Raw genomic sequence first — 766 nt, forward strand, 5'->3', positions numbered from 1 at the left:
GTATGCTTCAATTCGACGTTAGATCTTGAACTTGCATCATTTTTTCTTGCTTTGGTAAAAGATGATTCATGTGATGATGATTTGCGAATTGAAGCGGTAAAAATCATTGGGTTATACAAGGGTGATTATGATGATCGTTTTATTATAAATGATCTTATTGAAATAATTAATTCAGATGAGGATGACAGCTTAATCGTCTCTTGCATAAATACATTATCCCTATTAACTATTGGTGATAATGAAATAAAATTTGCCTTAAGTATTATACAAAAGGATAGTTATATTTTGTTTAAAGGAGCTGCTTTTTCGTTAATATCTCATAATAAACATATCCCATCTGCTACTGACGCTTTAAGAGAGCTATTAAACAACACAGAGTATGGAAGATCAGCGGCAAGAGAACTGGCTTGATTCGTTTGATATAAAGCCGGGAAGCTTATTTACCTTCCCGGCTTTTTTATTATTTAACGTTCGTTCAGCACACTAAACATCCTGTCCCGCATTCCCTTAACAGCCTGTTTAACCTGATAAAGTTCCTTACGCAGTTCCTGTACTTCGTTGTTATCCGCAAGCAGGATCAGGCAGCCTTCCGAGATCTTCACGGTAACGCCCGTGCCGATCTCAAATCCCGCTTCTCTCAGCCATTTGGCGCTGATTTTGATCACCGGCGTGTTGCTGCGGTTGGGCAGATAACCCACGGTACAGCGGCGCTGTGTTTTGGAAATAATATTTTTGTATTTAACCTGCTGATTAGATAGTAAAATAA

The 766-nt window shown here is 38.1% G+C and carries 2 protein-coding genes; one reads left to right on the forward strand and one right to left on the reverse strand.

What is annotated here, in order from left to right:
* The coding region (locus tag HEN33_RS25235; RefSeq protein WP_183083528.1) for a HEAT repeat domain-containing protein at window positions 1–411 on the forward strand (411 nt) is incomplete at its 5' end.
* 53 nt (window positions 412–464) lie between these two features.
* On the opposite strand, the gene HEN33_RS25240 is transcribed toward HEN33_RS25235, so the two are convergent.
* The gene (locus HEN33_RS25240) at window positions 465–698 is read right to left on the reverse strand and encodes a SymE family type I addiction module toxin (RefSeq protein WP_176263293.1); all 234 of its coding nucleotides are present in this window, start codon (window positions 696–698) and stop codon (window positions 465–467) included.
* Between the last annotated feature and the right edge of the window lie 68 nt (window positions 699–766).

This window comes from Escherichia sp. 94.0001 (genome assembly GCF_013369155.2).
Classification (GTDB): domain Bacteria; phylum Pseudomonadota; class Gammaproteobacteria; order Enterobacterales; family Enterobacteriaceae; genus Escherichia; species Escherichia coli_F.